Raw genomic sequence first — 15,542 nt, forward strand, 5'->3', positions numbered from 1 at the left:
GTGCCAGCCATTGCGGGGATCGGGGGCAAAATTCAGGTATTTTTTCCCTGAAAATTAGGCAACTGACTACCTCAAAATCGGTAAAACCCCACACCCCACACCCTGCCCCCAGGAAAAGCTTTTTCAGCAAACCCTATCTCTTTATTTGTATATTTTTAAAATTGTATAAAATTGATTTAAGTTTTGTAAAAAGTAGTTGACAAAATCCGATCTAGATGGAACATCACCCTATCCTTAAGGTTGACAAAATGTGGTAAGGTGGACTGAGTAATAAAACTGATCACTAACCTATTATCAGTGACCACTGCCAAATTCACCAGAGAAGGCTAAATATAACTATGTCCAAACGGTTTAAATTCGACTCCTCCGAGATGATTTATCTCACCGATAAACTGATGAATGTGGCCAGCAATCGTTACTCGATCGTCGTGCAAGTCGCTAGACGGGCCAAGCGGGTCCGCTACGATACCGTAGAAAATATCGACGACCCGATGATTAAACCCGTCCAACGGGCTCTGATGGAAATGACCGACGAATTAACCGAACCGGAATTATTACGCGATTAATCCCCTAAAATTGCTGGGGAGCAACCCCTAAACTTCATCGGGGTTGATACCCAGCGCTCTTAGTCTTTCCGCTAGTCGTTGGGCTTTTTGTTCCGCTTCCTGTTTGGCTAAACCTGCTTGAGCGGCGATCAAACGTTCTTGAGCGGCGATCGCCCTTTCCTCTCGATACGGGGAAGAAGGCGATTTTTATTGTAGGAAAGGTTAACCATAGCGATTGTTTTGACTAGGGAAATTACCAAGTATTCGGTTGAAAGTCGGCATCATTAATAATAGCCACCGTATCCCCGGAGGGTTTAATCACAAATAGACCTTTTTTATAAGCATAGCGATCGATTCCCTCGTTGATTTCAATTCCTGCCACTGCACCGTAGGCTCGATAGTTTTGATAATGGGGAAAAGCGATTTTAAAACAAGTCAATTTTTCAATAAATTCATCTACATCATCTTGAGATAATCTCGATTTACATTCCACCACCACGAGATCGGTATCATCCACCCCTAGGATATCAATTTCCATGGCGATGCCCTGACGTTTGACTCTAGCAAGGGGATAAACTTCCTTAATATCAATGCCTTTTTCCTGAAAAAGCCGTAAAACCGCCGGTTCTACCAACTCTTCCACAAATCGACCCCAGCGAGTGGTCAGACTATCTACCGCTTTGCTGGTTCGTTCTACGGTGCGTTTCAGTTCTGTCATCGAGCGATCGCTTTCTAGTTTAGATTCGGCCAGGAGGTTCTCTATTTCGACTCTATGGCGATCATATTCCGCCTTGGATTGGGCAGCCCGGCGATCATATTCCTCAGCCCGGCGATCATATTCCTTAGCCCGGCGATCATATTCCTTAGCCCGGCGATCATATTCCTCGGCGGAAGCGCGGAATAGCTGGTAAATATCCTCAAGAGTTACTGGTTCACTCATAGACTTGCCTCTAAAACACCCCTGATCATTTTAGCGATTCCGTCGAGAAGCCGGACGAGAGCCAGAGAGCAAAACGGAAAGAAATATTAAGAATTATTTAAAAGACTTGACAAATGTGCGGGGGGTAGTCTTTTTCTGGAATTTACTTGGTTCCAAAACTTGCATAATCCTTACAACGCTCAAAGAGCTTGATTTTAGATGAAACTAACGATTATGGGCATTTTATCTGGGGTTGCCTTGGCGAATCTGGGCATATCTGGCATTGCAGAAGCTTTTCAACTGATTCCTTCTGGTCTTAGTCCTGGTAATCAGTATCGCTTGGTATTTGTTACGGATGGCACGATTCAAGCAACAAGCACTGACATAAATACCTACAATACCTTTGTTGACAATGAGGCGCACACCTCAACAATATTAAATGACGCTTTTACGAATGTAGGAATCGACCCTGCTAGTATTACTTGGAAGGTGATCGGTTCGACAGCTAGTGTGAATGCGATCAACAATACCTCAACCAATACAGTTGACACCAGTGTCCCTATCTATGGTCTAGATGGCAAACTGATCGCCTTCGGTAACTCCGACCTGTGGGATGGCGATATCTGTCCCCATATACCAGCGGCTGGCATCATTTGTCATGATGGTGGTATTTCGATGTCCCAATCTGGTCATTATTTATTCGGTGATGTGTGGACGGGGACTTTATCTTCGGGAGTTGCTTGGTCGGAACCTAATTTAGGTCCACTTGGGTCGGTACCGGTAACTATCGGATCGAGCTATGGAACGAACGTAACTTGGATTCGTTATGGGAGCGATTTTGGTCCAGGGTTTAACGGTCCGGTAGCATTCCGCCCTTTGTACGGAATCTCTTCGGTGCTGACGGTTCCCACCCCGACTGCGACCACTCCAGAACCTTCTAGCCTTCTCGGTTTTATCACCTTGGGCGGATTAATGCTAGGGGGTACCGTCCGCAAAGCGCGGAAGTAATACCTACAAGGGAGAGGAGGCGAGGGTTTCCTCTCTCGAAGCGGAGGTTTTCGATACTTTATTTGGTATCATCAAGTAAGAGAAGCTTGATTTATGTTGGTACAGAAATGATGAATCAAAAAATTACTGCTATTTTCAATGGAGAAGCTTTTTATCCTACTGAAACCTTTAATCTTAAGCCGAATACTAAAGTAAAATTGACAATAGAAACTCAATTAATTGATGAAGAGCAATTGCAAATAATGGCAGATGATCAGGATATTTTAGGAGAAATCGCTACCATTAATCAGGAGTTTATGGTCTCTGAAATGGACGGTTTGTAGAAAATGACTATCGCAAGAGGTGAAATTTATTTCGTTAATCTTAACCCGATTCAAGGAAAAGAGCAAGCAGGAACTAGACCAGTTTTAGTATTATCTATTGATGTGATCAATCAGTTACCCTTAGTGGTGATGGTAGTGGTGGGGACGAAAGGAGAAAATATTCGCCAAGATTATCCGACTAATGTTCGCGTTTCGACTGATGAAAGTGGGCTTCCTTTAGAAACAGTCTTTCTTGGTTTTCAAATTCGTTCAATTGATAAAAATCGCTTCCCCTCGGCACCAGTTGGGAAACTATCCGAAGAAAAAATGCAAGAAATTGAAACGGCAGTCCGGTATTGCCTAGGATTGTAAGGAGATTTTATATTTTTGGCACGGCGTTTATCCATAGCTCCTGCAAGCGTGGTATTTCATTGATGCTAATTCTAGCAGATAGCCTCGAGGCGCTCTGACCAAGGTAGTCCTGGCAGCGATAACCACAGCGCGCAACTTCCGCAAGAATGCTAATATAAAAAAGCTATTGGCTAATTTTTTCCTATTTTAACTCGCAATATGCTCCCGTCTAATCTCGATCGCATCGTCGAACGCCTCAAACGTCGTACCGATCCTAAGCAAAAATACGAACAATTACTAGCTTTTGCTAAAAAACTAGAACCAATACCAGAATCTGCCAAAATACCCGCTAATAAAGTCCATGGCTGTGTATCCCAAGTTTATATCACTGCCGACCTCGAAAATGGCCAAGTTTGGTACAAAGGGGATTCCGACGCGCAATTAGTCAAGGGTTTAGTGGCTTTGTTAATCGAGGGGTTAAATGGACTGACTCCCTCGGAAATCCTGCAAGTCACCCCGGATTTTATCGAAGAAACCGGTTTAAAAGTCAGTCTTACCCCTTCCCGCGCCAACGGATTTTATAATATTTTCCAATTAATGCAGAAAAAAGCTCTCGGTTTTCAGTTGGGAATGTCCGCTTAGATGTCTAGTTTTCTGGTTCCGGTTCCTTTGATTCGGGAATCTCGCAGTTTTGGAAACGAGTATCCACCAGCGAACGCGTGCAACCCCAATTACTCGGTATTCCCGACGGCCAACCCATCCGCAAAGCTTCCGGACAGATGGCCATCACCGTTAGCTGACAGTCAATTAACTGAAAACCCTCTTTCTCACACTGTTTGAGACTGTGTTTGAGAATGGAATCATTGTTAAATTCGATGGTTTTATTACACTGAATACAGACCAAATGATGATGGTGATGGGGATAGGGTTGATTGAGTTCGTAGTGTTTATGACCCTCGGCCAATTCCAACTCCCGCAAAATTCCCATCCGCGACATTAGTTTAACACTGCGGTAAATCGTCGATAAACTAATTCCTTCCCCCCGTTTGTCCAGTAATTCCTGCAATTCTTCGGCACTGAGATGATTGCCTTTCGGTAAATTCTGGAAAACGTGCAGAATTTTCTCTCGCTGGGGAGTTAAGCGCCACCCCCGCGCATTGAGTTCCGCTTTCAGGGAGGAGGCAGTGTAGGCAGACATAAGCGATCGACTCTCAATAAAAGCTATTTAATTGACAATGATAGTCGTTTCGGCGAGCCATTGGCAACAGTTTTCAGTAGTTGAAAATTCTCCCCCCATTCAAGTATGAAAAATTACTATGAAATCCTCCAAATTCCCCGTAATGCCAGTAATAATCAGATAAAAGCCGCTTTTCGTCGTCTGGCCCGGCAATATCACCCCGATTATAATCCCAATGATCCAGAGGCAGTGACAAAATTTCGCGAAATTGAACAAGCTTATCGGGTTTTGAGCGATAAAGACAAAAGAAAAGAGTATGATCGCAGTTTATCCCCAGAAATACCCACTTTTCAGCGCAGTGCCGAGGATTTTTATCAACAGGGATGGCACTACGCTCAAGAGAAAAATTATCAACTAGCGATCGCATTTTACCAGCAAGCGATCGCAATTAATCCGCAATTTTGGCAGGCCTATCTGCAGCGGGCGGAAGTTTACTACCATAATCAGCAGGATCGGCAAGTTTTAAGCGATTGTCGGCAAGTTTTGCAGTTAAAACCCGATTGTTCCCAAGCTTACTATTACCTCGGTTTATCCCGTCAACGACTCGGTTACACCCAATCCTCCCTAGAAGCTTATGGCAAAGCAATCGCCATTGACCAAAATAATCCCCAATTCTATTATCAAAGAGGATTGGCTCTAGAGGAACTCTCGGAACTGCCAGCAGCACGAAAAGATTTTCAAATAGCAGCCAAGAAATTTAAGCAACAGGGAAATTTTCGCCGCTATCATGCCATTATTAATAAGTTAAAATATGTTCATAAAAGTTATCGACAACAGCAATCAATTAAGTGGTCAAAAACTCTTTTTATTATTTTTAATTTGCTGAAAATATCTTTTTTATCTTTGCTCAAACCCAAGACCGGTCTAGCAGAGTCTTTTTTTAAGCTTGACCGTAATCAGGCTTTAGCTACCGGGATATTGGCGGCAATCGTCAGCAGTTTTTTTATCGCTTTTACTTGGCAAAACTGGACAGTTAAATCTGAGTTTTTACTGTTATTAGGTTGGGCAGCATTTCCTTTTATTACTCTGACTTTATCTAGCTGGTTAGGCAGAAAATTAAGTAATAAATATGGTAGTTTTACTGGCGATATATTTTTAGCTGGCCTAATAATTTTGCCCTTTTCCATCATCATTTTGCTTACCTCCTATTTATCCATAAATGGTGATATTATTGGCGCAATTATCGGTGTAACGGGGGGTTATCTAACCGGAATACTCTACTATAGTTATCGCCATTTATCCAATATTTCTTCGCAGATATCTTTACTTTTACTCCCTTTTGTGCTAGGTTTTCTTACGGTTAATATCTGGGGAGTTTATTATTATCTCTAAATCTTCTGGGGTATTACAGTTAAATAAAATCTCGGAATTATCGATAATTAATTCCTCCACCACAGCGGCATTTAACCACTTTTGAAAAGAAGTGCCTCCCTGCTTAATATAAGTCTGCAAAGATGCTAAACAACGACGATGATAAAAAGCACAGAGAGGCTCCCAACGATTGTCGCACCGAGGAACCGAAGCCATAGCATTTTCTGGTACAGTGGCTAATAATCTTGACCATTCTTGAATAATTGAAGACCTGAGTAAAGGTAAATCACAAGGGAGTAATAAAACCCAATCGGTTGATACAAAAGTTAATCCCAAGGCAAAGGCCAATAAAGGCCCCCTAGTGGGGAGAGGTTCCTTGATTATTTGGCAGCATTGGGGAATGATCAGTTCATAACGTTCCGGCCAAGGCGTAATCACAGACACTTGTACTGCACAATCTTGGGCAATTAAACAGATGTTCTCCAGAAAAGAGAGACCCTGAAAAGATAACAAAGCTTTATCTCGTCCCATACGGGAACTTTGACCACCAGCCAGAATTAACGCCGTTAAAGCGGGAAAATAACTCATAATAACCAGTTTTAAAGGATAAACCACAGAGGCACAAAAAACACGAAGAAAAAGACAGAAAGGACAAGAGAGCCTACTAATCTAGGCAACTTGCTCAAATCTATGCTAGTCTCTTGACAATTAATAATGTCTCCATAAACAAGCAATAGATGAATTCCCATTTAATCAAAGTTCCCTTTGTTGATTTAACTTGGCAAAATCAGCCCCTACAAGCACAAATTACTGAGGCAATCCAAATAGTTATCGACCGAGGAGATTTTGTTTTAGGCCAAGCTTTAGCCGAATTTGAAACCGCCTTTGCCCAAGCTTGCGGAGTCGAGTATGCTGTGGGAGTAGCTTCTGGCACTGCTGCTCTTGCCCTAGCTTTACAAGCTTACGGCATCGCTGCCGGGGATGAAGTGCTAGTCCCCGCTAATACCTTTGTCGCCACCCTCATGGGTGTTATTCAAGCGGGGGCCAAACCGATTTTAGTTGATTGTCACCTCGAGACGGCCTTAATTGACCTTGCAGCGGCCGCCCAAAAAATTACCCCCAACACCCGCGCCATTCTCCCAGTACACCTGTACGGACAGATGGTATCACCCCAACAATTACAGGATTTTGCCCGCAGCCATAGTCTGATTATCTTTGAAGATGCGGCCCAAGCCCATTTAGCCAGTAGAGAAGGTTATCGCGCCGGCAGCGTCGGTGTGGCGGCGGGGTTTAGTTTTTATCCCAGTAAAAATTTAGGTGCTTTTGGCAATGGCGGAATTTTAGTGAGCAATGATCCCGAAATTAGCCAAAAAGCCCGCAGTTTAAGAAATTATGGCGCACCAAGCAAGTATTTCCACACCGATATCGGCACTAATAGCCGTTTAGATAGCATACAAGCCGCCATTTTAAACATTAAATTACCCCATCTGGAAGGCTGGAATCAGACCCGTCAGCGAGCGGCAAGACAATATGATCGGCTGTTGGCTCCTTTAGCCGATAAGGGCATTTTACCCATAAGAGACGAAACCGAGACTGGTCATGTCTATCATCTCTACGTTATTCGCCTCCTCCCCCATTGTCCCGTTGATCGCCAACAACTACAAGAACAATTAACTGCCGTCGGTATTCAAACTGGCATTCATTATCCGATTCCTTGTCATCTACAACCGGCCTATCGCTACCTGGGTTATCAACAGGGAGACTTTCCCAATGCAGAGACTCTCTGTGAAGAAATTGTCTCTCTCCCCATGTACCCCGGCATCCGGGAGGAGCAAATTGCCATCGTGGTTGAACAGATCACTGCGATCATCGGGTAACATAAATTCAGAATTTGTCACTAAATCGCTCTGTCCTATGGGTATTAGTCCTTCCTTATCCACCGTCTCCCAGAAAAATCGGCAATCTTGGCTGATGATCGGTTTCTTGGCGGTTATCTATGGTCCGGTGATCTTTCACTGGTACGATGGTTGGCTGAATAAATCGATCGGCATCGAACACGAATACTTTAGCCACGGCTTGATCGGCCTTCCCTACGCCGCCTATATTGTCTGGCAGAATCGCAAAAAATGGCAACGCCTCGAAGATCGCTCCCACCCCCTCGGAGCGTTTTTGTTAACCCTAGGAGCGATTTTTTATCTCCTCGGTTCCTCCCTTTGGGTTAGTATGTCTTTCCCGATTATTTTAGCGGGAATCTGTCTCTGGTTAAAAGGAAGGGAAGGTTTTAAATTACAGGGATTTCCTCTACTTTTAACGGCTTTAGCGACTCCTAATCCTATACCATACCTGATCGCTCCTTATACTCTACCCCTACAGGTTTTTATTGCTGCTTGCTCTGGTTTTATTCTCCAGCAAGCGGGCCTAGATGTCTCTGTTGACGGTATTTATGTCGCGGTAGAAGGTAGGACGGTGGAAATCGCTCCCTACTGTGCGGGGCTGAAAATGTTATTTACCAGTCTTTACGTCACGCTGCTGCTGCTCCATTGGACTAATACTATCGAAAACGGCCGTAAAACCCGCTTTATGCTCCTTAGTGCCTTTGGAATTAGTGTTGGAGCTAACATCATTCGCAACGCGCTTTTAGCTTGGTTTCACGGCACAGGACAGGAGGAAAACTTTACATTATTCCACGATGGCTGGGGGGGCGATTTATACTCCGTCTTGATGTTGTTACTGATCTTTTTGGTCTTCCAAATCATGCACTATCGCGAGGTAGTCAGGAAACAGTCCCTGGCTCAAGAGGAAGTTCACCAGGATGATTAGTGGAAAAATTCCGGACGAGGCAAGTTTAGTGTTAGATAAAATCAAAAAAAAGCTACCGGGTAATTATTTTCTGCTGTTGTGCTTGCTGCTGATTTTGATTTTAGGGGGTATCTTACCCAATTTAATTTCTGGCCAGTGGTCTTGGCTGGATCAACCGAGAATCGGTAATATTCAGAAAATGCTGGCCCTACAAGAATCGGGAATCAAGTTCTCTGACCTGAAAACCACCGACCGGAGCCAAGGTGAAATCGGTGAGGGAAAATGGTCGGTACAAGTGGTGGAAAGTCCTGATGGCAAGAGGATCACCGTGCTTTTAAAGCCACAGGTTTACTATAAAAGTCAACCGGGAGTAGAATGGTCAGATATAAGTTCTATTAGTCGTTGGAATCAGGGGGAAACAACCGAGCTATCAATTCCCACCCAGTCAGGAGGAAAGGCCACGGCTAGATTCTATCGGGCTTGGACACAAAGCACTTTTGCCGTGGTGCAATGGTATGCTTGGCTAGGTGGTGGTCATTACGATCCCTCGGTGTGGTATTGGCTTGACCAATGGGCGCAATTAAAAAGACAAAGAGTACCCTGGATAGCCGTTTCCTTGCTAATTCCCTTAGACCCGATGAAAGAACTGCAAACTCTCACCCCCTTTGCTCTCAATCTCGCCACGGAAGTGCAGAGTTACTTAGAACAAAATGTCTTAAGTCAATTAACTTCTCTGCCTGAGACCAAAAAAGAAAAGTAGTTTTTCTGCTCCCAACTATCTGTTTAAAAAAAACTAGCTCAAGGCACTTTTCTAGTCCTTAATAGCTTCTTTGTTCCTCTCCCACTAGATAACTCTCAGAAAATAAATTGATAGATCTGTATGATTCCACCAATGCTCAACAAGTTTTTGCCAGTTAGTTTATTCAGAACCGGGGCCATAGCCTTATCAGGGTTTAGTCTGACAGGGTTCTTATGGGTAATTCCCTCCGAGAGCCTCAAGGCCCAGGGTCCTTTGTCTATACCCCAGACTCAACCTGGATCTGGGTTGGAATTTTTGCCCCCCGAACCGCCTAATCCCACCTTTCCTGAAAACACGATTCCCCCCGCTGGCTACAGTCCCCCGGTTTACTCTCCCAATAATCCCCAATCCCGACAAATTCAGACCTATCGACTCGATATAGGCGATCAAATTACTGTCTCGGTTCCTGATTTTCCCGAATTTAATTCCGCAAGTCCGGTGGATCCCGATGGGAATTTTCTAGTGCCGATTTTAGGCCGCATTCCGGTACTCGGCTTGACTTTAGACGAAGTGCAAACTAAAATCCGCCTCGAATTGGGGCGAAAATACTTGCGGGAGGAACCAGAAGTCATTGCTGTTCTAACCACTGCCCGTCCCGTCCAGTTGACCATTCTGGGAGAGGTACAGCGACCGGGGTTTTATAGTATTGCTCCTAATACTTCCCTAGTACAGGTAATTTTGGCAGCGGGTGGTGGCACTCCCAGAGCCGATCTGCGTTCGATCCTTGTCCGTCGGGTTTTAGTCGATGGTACAGTGTTAGAGGAGAAACTTGACCTTTATACTCCCTTGATTAAGGGGGAACGCTTGCCAGATCTGCGTCTGCAAGGAGGTGATGCCGTGGTTGTTTCCAAGTTAGAAGTGGGCCAAGAAACGGGATATAATCGCACATTGGTGGCTAGAACCACCCTCGCCCAGCAGAATATTACCGTCAGGGTTTTAGCTCCCTCAATTCCTTCGGGAATTTCCCTGAGAAATGTTTCGATTCCTAATGGCAGTACCTTCCTCGATGTGGTGGCTAGTTTACCGGTTTCCGATCGCCTGCGGATTAATGTCAATGAAGTGTCCCTGCTACGTTTTGACAGTGCCAAAGGGGGAATTGTTAGTCAAACTTTGAGTCCGATAGCGGCAGTTAGGGGAGATATCTCCCAAAATGTTCCCTTAGAAGATCAAGACGTAATTATCGTCACCCGCACCCTATTAGGGGAAATTTTCGCCGCTTTTAATATCATTACCCAACCCATTCGGGATATTTCCAGTTTTACCAATACAATTCTCGACTTTGGCAATCAATTCAATAACTTCAATAATTGAGGTGCAACTTGCTCCCTTCACTCCTTAACACAACTTCATAAGCTAGGATTTCAAGGACGAGAATAACTCTTGACCGCTAAAATGTAAAAAATCTGGGAATATATTAAAAAGCTATGGCTCTACCAATTGTTAAACGATTTCTCATCTCGCTAGATCAGAACAAATTTGTGGGAATATTCGTCTTCCTCGTCTGTTTAGGTGGTTCTGCGATCTTTGCTCTCCTCCCCGATCCAGAGAAACCCCCCACATTTTATCGGGCGGTGGGACAACTAGCCTATCGGGTACCGCCGCCAGCTTTTACCAGTACGGGAAGCCAACTGCAAGAACAAGGGCGGACTATCGATCGCGATTTACTGCTATCTCCCCGGGTATTGATCAATACAGCCAAAAAATTGCAATTTAATCAAGAACAGCTCGTTAAAATTCGCGATCAAGATTTAAAAATCACCTTCCCGGGTGAAGCGGCGGGAAAAAATAATAGCGATCAACCCCAAGAGATACTTTTAGAGTTAACGTCCGACTCCCGGGCCAAGGCGGAGTTAATTCTCGAAACCTTGATGAAGGAAATGGTGGAATACAGCCGCTGGCTGAATACTTCCCAGTTACGCGCCCGCATAGAAGCTCTCGGTGTCCGGCTTAACGAAGTCCAAAAAGATTTAACCAGAGCCGAAGAAAAATTTTATCGCTACATTAGTAGCCAGGGTTCAGATTTACTGGCCATTCAAGATGGGAGTTTATTCACCGCGATCACCAGTAGTCAACAGCAACAGCGAGAAATTCGTCTAGGACTGCAAGGCATTCAAGGACAAATTGATAGTCTGAGTAAACAACTCGATTTAACCCCCGATCAGGCCTACACCTCCTCAGCCCTTAGTGCCGACCCGATTATTGCCAGTATCCGAGCGCAGATCTTGGACACAGAAGCCCAATTGGAACGACTAGAGAAGGATTTACGTCCCGAACATCCCGCCGTAGTTAAATTACGCAAGCAACAAGAAGTTAACGAATCTCTCTTACAAAAAAGAGCCGCCGAGGTGATCGGAAAAGATGGTGTCCTGACCTCTCTTCCCAGCAATCGCATCCGTCAGCAAAGTAATCTCGATGCCGCCCGTCAACAACTAGCGGGTCAATTAGTCGCCCTGCAAACTCAGCGCGAGGGTTTGATGAAACAATTAGAATCTTTAGTGACTCAGGAACAGCAATTACGCTCCCAATACGAGAAATTCCCCGATAAACAGCTACAGCAAGCTCGTTTAACCCAAGCCGTCGCCTTTCAAAGGGGTATCTACGAGAATATTCTCAATGCGCTGGTGGATGCTCAGGCCGCAGAAGCGGAAACCGTGGGTAGTCTCACCGTCGCCCAACCGCCGGTCGCTGAACCGATCGAACAGGTGTTTAACCGCAAGAATCGTCTCTTGATTCTCTTGGCGGGTGCTGGTTTGGGAACTTTAGCCGGATTGGGTGTGATCCTGCTGTTAGCAGTGATCGATGATCGCCTGCACAGTCCCCAAGAATTGCGGGAAGCTTTGGTTAGTCGGGATATACTACTCTTGGGACAATTGCCGATTGTCCGGAATTTAGAGGGCGAGGAAATCGATCCGATTCTCGCCGATGCTAATGCCAATTATCTCCCCTACTACGAACGTTTACGCAGTACCCTGCGACTTGTTGGCGGCAGCGAAAAGGTGAAAGTGGTTGTTGTCACCAGTATTACTGGCGGAGAGGGGAAAACCGCCACTGCCTATAATCTGGCCATCGCCGCGGCTTTAGCGGGCCGACGGACTCTGTTAGTCGAAGGAGATCTGAGAAGTCCTTCTAAGTCCGAAGAAATCGGAGTCACTCCCGATCCCAATTCTTTCCGAGAACCCCTACTTTACTACGGGGCAAAAAGTAAATCGATCCGGCTGGCCCCAAATATAGAAAACCTTTCCATTTTGCCTAGTCCCGGTCCGCAAAAACAAGCGGCAGCTATCATTGAATCGAGCGAATTACAATTGATTCTCAAAGATTCTAGCGGCCGTTTCGATCTGGTGATTGTCGATACTCCTTCTCTGTCTAGCTGTAATGATGCGCTGCTCTTAGAAGAACTAGCGGACGGGATTATTCTGGTAACGCGCCCGCCCATAACTCGTTCTAGTCTCTTGAGTGAAGCAACTGACCAGTTAACAGAAGCGGAAGTGAAAATTTTAGGGGCGGTGATTAACTACGTCGATATTACACCGACTCTCAACACCGCCGAACCAGGACTGCCGCCTTTGATAGTTCCCCCAACAGGGGGACAAATAGAGACAGAGGAAGTGAAGGTGGAGGTATAAATGGGGTTACATTTGACAAAATCTTCGGGCTCGATCGAATTGTGGTTCTTGCCAAGAAAAAGCAAAATGACTGATACTATCTATGGTGGGAAAAGCTAGGCGAATTGCTGCCATTTGCACTTCTAAGGAGGGACGATTGTTATAGGGTTGTCCCCATAAACCGGCTAAAGCTGGGATAACAGGAGTTTGATTTCCCCTGCTTTCTACTACTCTTTTGATCTGATTAACTACACAGGTAGTATCGTTACAATTAGCGTAGGACATGGGATGCCATTCTAGGGAAGCGGGAAAACTATCCCAAGCTTGTAAACGGGAATCAAAACCTTGATTACCCACAAGACGATTCCCATCGGGAAAAAACACTGCTCCGGCGGGAATTCCCTGACGTTCCACCAGGGCAGAAAAATAACTAATATAATCAATGACACCCTGGGCAGCATGGGCAACCGCTAGGAACCAAAGTTCTAGTTTTAGGCGATCAAAACGACTTTTAACTGATTGTTTCATCTCCTCTTCTAAAGGTATTCTTCCTTGCCAAAGAGGGGCGGTTTCTTGGGGATAAAGGCGATCGGCTTCGACGATATTATCAGGGGAAATTTTGCCACGAGTCAGATAGCGATCGATGAGAAATTTGCCCTTATTATTCAATCCTCGATTAATTAAAGCTTGTCGAGATACGGGACTAAAAATCCATAAATCTTTGACATCATCAGCAACGGAATCGACTCCCGTTCCTCTGGGATAGCGAATATAATCAAATAAAACTCCATCGGGACGACGTTGTAAAATGGCTTCTAGGAGAATTAAATAATCCTGTCGCGCTTGATTGCTGTAGGGATCGACAAAAGTTTGGGATTGATCATCGACAAAAGAGGTGCTATCTTGTCCTTTACCATTGCGTGCTAATACCTCCTGTCGATAGGGTTTTAAGCTATAAGCATAGCCAAAATTGAGGCTAAATAACCAAGCATAAACCTTTAAACCGCGTTTATGTCCCTGTTCGATTGCCTGTGCTAATAAATCGACATTTCCGGCACTGGGATTTTTAATGACGCTATCCCAAACGGTGGGATTATTGTTAGGAGGTAATAGGACTTGACCATCGGCAAAAACTTCCACATAAACCGTATTATAACCTTTGGCCACGATGCGATCAAGGATACTTTCCATCGATCCGGGACGGCTATCACAGGAGTAGAGACGTAACCAGATCGCCTGTTCCTGTAACCAGTGTCGGGAACGGCAAAAGCGCAATTGTTCAGCATATTTCTGTACTAAGATGTTATATTCTTGGGGCGAGGTTTGACGCAGATTTTCTTGTTGTTGGATTTCTGATTCGGACAGTTGACAATTATCATTGACAGCGAGACTAGAGTTAATCCCTAGAGGACTAATCCAGAGAATTGTAGCGAGGAAACAAGATAGCGATCGCAGATAATTAACTTTCTTTAACATAGTTGTTCACAGCGTTTGCTATTTTTTATTGTTTTTATTTTCAGATAAATAGCCATTTTTCAGGAGAAAAGCGCTCAGAGCAGTGGGAAAGTCTGGATATTTTCCGATCACTGTATTTTCGCCATGGATATCGAGACCCCAATCGGAGTTTTTATCGTAATTAGCGAGGAGAAATTGCCAAGCTTCTTCGTATTCTCCTAGGATAATTTTCTGTGCCACATAACCAGCCAAAATGCCATTAACTTCGCCTTTTTCTTTTTTAGCTAACTGAAAAGCTTTCAGCATTGCTGCTAAAGTTTTTCTTAATTCTTGGGGATATTTTCTAGTGACATTTGCTAATTTACCCTGTTGAAAAGTATAAATTTTGGAGGGAGGAAAAGAGGCGGCATAGGAACTAAAAGCATATAAAAAAGCATTATCAACGGTGACAAATTCATAATTATTATCTCCATCTAAATCTTCAAAAGAACCACCAATACCATCTAAAAACCCCGTTTCTTCTCTAATAAATTTATCTTTTTGCCAAGTATAAATTACCAAAGATGTGCAGCAGTGAGCGCCGCCGCTATAGGTGGAGATGATAATCTCATCGATGCCATTATTATCTAAATCTCTTAATTCCACATAGCCAGATCCAAAGGCACTATACCCGCTATTTTGCTGATAAAGTTGCTCGTTATAAAAAATTTGATAAGAAATATTATTAATGTCAGAATTATCATCAATTTTCTCGTTTAGGTCGATGGGTTGATAGCTAACTTGTACCTTAATTTTTCCCGATTTAATCACTTGATTTCTTAGGGGTTGACTGGTATCAAAATCGAGTTTAGTCACGGCTAAACTCGCGGCCGCATTGCCCAACAATTGAGATAATAAGCAGCAAATAAAGCAAGTTTTGCTAATATCCATCGGCTAATTCCCAGAGAGAGATTAATATCAGTGTAAGTAGCTGGTTATAATTAAATTAAAAATGGATTTCAGGTTCGATCCCCCCTAGCCCCCCTTGATAAGGGGGGAAGCCGAAGGCGGGGGGATCCCCCTTAATAAGGGGGGCATCTGAAAGTTTTTAATACCCACCTACTTATCTTACTTATTTTTACCGACAATCAGCCGTTAACTTTTCGAGAAACCCCATCTATTCCAAAGTTTTAACGCTCAAAACTTGGGGGGGGGTGGCATCGGGGGGATAG

General features: G+C 44.3%; 16 protein-coding genes. 11 read left to right on the forward strand and 5 right to left on the reverse strand.

Features of this window, described 5'->3' with window-relative positions; genetic code table 11:
• Positions 1–338 precede the first annotated feature (338 nt).
• Entirely contained in the window at positions 339–566 is a 228-nt protein-coding gene (locus IQ224_RS14855; RefSeq protein ID WP_002737694.1) for a DNA-directed RNA polymerase subunit omega, read from the forward strand.
• Between the two features lie 232 nt (positions 567–798).
• On the opposite strand, the gene IQ224_RS14865 is transcribed toward IQ224_RS14855, so the two are convergent.
• Entirely contained in the window at positions 799–1,485 is a 687-nt protein-coding gene (locus IQ224_RS14865) for a hypothetical protein (RefSeq protein WP_002740587.1), read from the reverse strand.
• 198 nt (positions 1,486–1,683) lie between these two features.
• Between IQ224_RS14865 and IQ224_RS14870 the strand changes: the two genes are divergently transcribed.
• The 4 genes from IQ224_RS14870 (at position 1,684) to IQ224_RS14885 (ending at position 3,767) form a co-directional block, all read left to right on the forward strand.
• Positions 1,684–2,472 carry a PEP-CTERM sorting domain-containing protein gene (locus IQ224_RS14870; protein ID WP_002740585.1) on the forward strand — a complete coding sequence of 263 codons (789 nt, stop codon included), beginning with the start codon at positions 1,684–1,686 and terminating at the stop codon, positions 2,470–2,472.
• A gap of 107 nt (positions 2,473–2,579) precedes the next feature.
• Positions 2,580–2,795, forward strand: coding sequence for a hypothetical protein (locus IQ224_RS14875; protein WP_002790182.1), 216 nt, complete (start codon positions 2,580–2,582; stop codon positions 2,793–2,795).
• 3 nt (positions 2,796–2,798) lie between these two features.
• Positions 2,799–3,146, forward strand: coding sequence for a type II toxin-antitoxin system PemK/MazF family toxin (locus IQ224_RS14880; protein WP_002790184.1), 348 nt, complete (start codon positions 2,799–2,801; stop codon positions 3,144–3,146).
• A gap of 198 nt (positions 3,147–3,344) precedes the next feature.
• Complete coding sequence (locus tag IQ224_RS14885; RefSeq protein WP_002740581.1) at positions 3,345–3,767, forward strand: SufE family protein; 423 nt, start codon at positions 3,345–3,347, stop codon at positions 3,765–3,767.
• A 4-nt stretch (positions 3,768–3,771) separates the two neighbouring features.
• Here IQ224_RS14885 and IQ224_RS14890 read toward each other — a convergent pair whose 3' ends face one another.
• Entirely contained in the window at positions 3,772–4,323 is a 552-nt protein-coding gene (locus IQ224_RS14890; RefSeq protein WP_002737956.1) for a transcriptional repressor, read from the reverse strand.
• A 105-nt stretch (positions 4,324–4,428) separates the two neighbouring features.
• Here IQ224_RS14890 and IQ224_RS14895 point away from each other — a divergent pair, with 105 nt between their 5' ends.
• Entirely contained in the window at positions 4,429–5,694 is a 1,266-nt protein-coding gene (locus tag IQ224_RS14895; RefSeq protein WP_002740579.1) for a DnaJ domain-containing protein, read from the forward strand.
• Here IQ224_RS14895 and IQ224_RS14900 read toward each other — a convergent pair.
• Positions 5,647–6,261 carry a molybdenum cofactor guanylyltransferase gene (locus IQ224_RS14900; protein ID WP_002740577.1) on the reverse strand — a complete coding sequence of 205 codons (615 nt, stop codon included), beginning with the start codon at positions 6,259–6,261 and terminating at the stop codon, positions 5,647–5,649. The two genes, IQ224_RS14895 and IQ224_RS14900, sit on opposite strands and share 48 nt — an antisense overlap.
• 149 nt (positions 6,262–6,410) lie before the next feature.
• Between IQ224_RS14900 and IQ224_RS14905 the strand changes: the two genes are divergently transcribed.
• From IQ224_RS14905 to IQ224_RS14925, 5 genes are all read left to right on the forward strand, one after another.
• A complete protein-coding gene (locus IQ224_RS14905) occupies positions 6,411–7,550 on the forward strand; it encodes a DegT/DnrJ/EryC1/StrS aminotransferase family protein (RefSeq protein ID WP_002740576.1) in 1,140 nt (379 codons plus the stop codon).
• Between the two features lie 37 nt (positions 7,551–7,587).
• On the forward strand, positions 7,588–8,493 hold the full coding sequence (crtB, locus tag IQ224_RS14910; protein ID WP_036399299.1) for a cyanoexosortase B: 906 nt from the start codon (positions 7,588–7,590) through the stop codon (positions 8,491–8,493).
• Positions 8,486–9,232, forward strand: coding sequence for a cyanoexosortase B system-associated protein (locus IQ224_RS14915; protein ID WP_194033145.1), 747 nt, complete (start codon positions 8,486–8,488; stop codon positions 9,230–9,232). The genes crtB and IQ224_RS14915 overlap by 8 nt, the downstream gene beginning before the upstream one ends.
• Before the next feature lie 132 nt (positions 9,233–9,364).
• Entirely contained in the window at positions 9,365–10,582 is a 1,218-nt protein-coding gene (locus tag IQ224_RS14920; protein WP_194033146.1) for a polysaccharide biosynthesis/export family protein, read from the forward strand.
• A 113-nt stretch (positions 10,583–10,695) separates the two neighbouring features.
• Positions 10,696–12,897 (forward strand): tyrosine-protein kinase domain-containing protein, encoded by a 2,202-nt coding sequence (locus IQ224_RS14925; RefSeq protein ID WP_002740566.1) that lies wholly within the window; start codon positions 10,696–10,698, stop codon positions 12,895–12,897.
• Between the two features lie 6 nt (positions 12,898–12,903).
• Here IQ224_RS14925 and IQ224_RS14930 read toward each other — a convergent pair whose 3' ends face one another.
• Both IQ224_RS14930 and IQ224_RS14935 read right to left on the reverse strand, forming a co-directional pair.
• Positions 12,904–14,352: a family 10 glycosylhydrolase gene (locus IQ224_RS14930; protein WP_002740559.1), complete on the reverse strand. Its 1,449-nt coding sequence runs from the start codon at positions 14,350–14,352 to the stop codon at positions 12,904–12,906.
• Positions 14,353–14,370: 18 nt separating this feature from the next.
• Positions 14,371–15,261 carry a hypothetical protein gene (locus IQ224_RS14935; RefSeq protein ID WP_002740558.1) on the reverse strand — a complete coding sequence of 297 codons (891 nt, stop codon included), beginning with the start codon at positions 15,259–15,261 and terminating at the stop codon, positions 14,371–14,373.
• Positions 15,262–15,542: the final 281 nt, after the last annotated feature.

Source organism: Microcystis sp. LEGE 00066 (assembly GCF_015207925.1).
GTDB lineage: Bacteria > Cyanobacteriota > Cyanobacteriia > Cyanobacteriales > Microcystaceae > Microcystis > Microcystis ichthyoblabe_A.